The sequence below is a fragment of the Mesorhizobium sp. P5_C1 genome, from assembly GCF_054049815.1.
This window is the reverse complement of the sequence record NZ_JBFULQ010000935.1, coordinates 1-1,397: the sequence shown is the minus strand read 5'-3', so window position 1 is coordinate 1,397 and position 1,397 is coordinate 1. Positions and strand designations below refer to the sequence as shown.

Below are 1,397 nucleotides of genomic sequence, written 5' to 3'. Positions count from 1 at the left end.
CCCTGAAACCCGCCGGTTCGCGCAATGTCCAGCCGAGTGCGAACGTGATAAGGATCACCTTGATGAAATTCTCGGACCAGTAGGAATACGCCAGCACGTGCGATTTCGCCGTCAAGACTCCAAGCGAGACGAGAAGTGCAAAAACGAGGAGCGCCTTCATTTCCGCTGAAAAATAGGCCGTGATGCGGCGGGAGAGCACCAGGTGCCATGCCACGGAGGCGAGACCGAGTACGCTCAAGGCAAGCGGTATTTGCAGCGGCTGCAAAACTGGGAAAACTTCATGCAGGCGGAACATTGAGAAGATCACGAACAGCAGCAGGGTCAATGACGGGAACCACAAGGCGGCCGCCACGCTGAGCAGCGCCACTGCAGCCAAAAGAGGCACGAACGGGTTCGGCGACACGGCCCAAAGCAGCAATGTGCCTATGGTCATTGCGGCAGCGAGGAGGACTTCTTCGCGCATGCCGGCGATGCCCTATATTCGCGGCATTGGGGCAGCTGCCGGACGGCAGGCATGAAGAAGACTTGGGCGGGTCTTTCCTAGGCTGGCGCCAAGGCGCGGCGTCTGCTGACGATCCTGCTGGGCCGATGACGCACCGTAGCGAATCGCGGAGCGGACAAACATCAGTTGAGTAGATCGCTGTTTATGGCCCAATTCTGGACGCGCCTCCGCAGCTGGGGCATGGGCCAGAGAAGCCAGGAGGCGATCGACGCGATCTCAACTCCCATGCTCGAATAACGGTCTTCGTTTAGGATAACGCCTCCAATGGTGCACCGCGCCGCCCTCAATTTCTCGACGACGCTTCGCAGCTGCGACCGTTTGGTGGAGCCGCGAGGGCAGATCAGCAGAAGATAGTCGCATGCACCCCCCAGAGGCAGTGGGTTCAGTTTAGCCGACGTAACCGCAAGGACCGGTCCCAGTTCGAGAAGAATGAACTGGTAGACTTCAAGAAAACCTTCCAGGATCGTCCTAAGCTGAGCGCTGTCGGCAAACGCGTAACGGCTCTCCGGGTCGGGTGTCAACGTGATGACATCCAGGCCCTGCTGCTTGTGGGTGATGTTTCTGTCTCCAAGCATGTCGGAGAGGGGGCTGGCAGAGCCTTGATTCTCACGGATAACCTGTTGAAGATCGATGAGCAGCACCGATCTGCCTGACCGCGCCAGAAATTCCGCGGCGCCCCAGGCAACCGATTCAACGAGCCTATCGCTTTCGGCAGATGTAAGGCCGACGATGCGTTTTTCGGCACTTGAAATTGCGATGACGACATCCTCTATTTGCCGTAGGTCGACATTCGTCATTTTGCGTTGCCTGTGCTGCCGGCCTGGTCGCCGCCAGGCGTTTCGGGTGTCTGACTGGTCTCTTGCTCGAATTCTTGCGAAACCAGAAGTACGTCTCC

The 1,397-nt window shown here is 58.3% G+C and carries 2 protein-coding genes; both read right to left on the bottom strand.

Features of this window, described 5'->3' with window-relative positions:
* Positions 1–463: hypothetical protein (locus tag ACXJ7R_RS32740; RefSeq protein WP_457155414.1), on the bottom strand; the 463-nt coding region annotated here is incomplete at its 3' end.
* 161 nt (positions 464–624) lie between these two features.
* Complete coding sequence (locus ACXJ7R_RS32735) at positions 625–1,299, bottom strand: hypothetical protein (RefSeq protein WP_457155413.1); 675 nt, start codon at positions 1,297–1,299, stop codon at positions 625–627.
* Positions 1,300–1,397: the final 98 nt, after the last annotated feature.

Bases quoted from the DNA above. Each gene is read 5' to 3' on its own strand.
- ACXJ7R_RS32735 (WP_457155413.1), bottom strand. From the start codon at position 1,299: ATGACGAATGTCGACCTACGGCAAATAGAGGATGTCGTCATCGCAATT.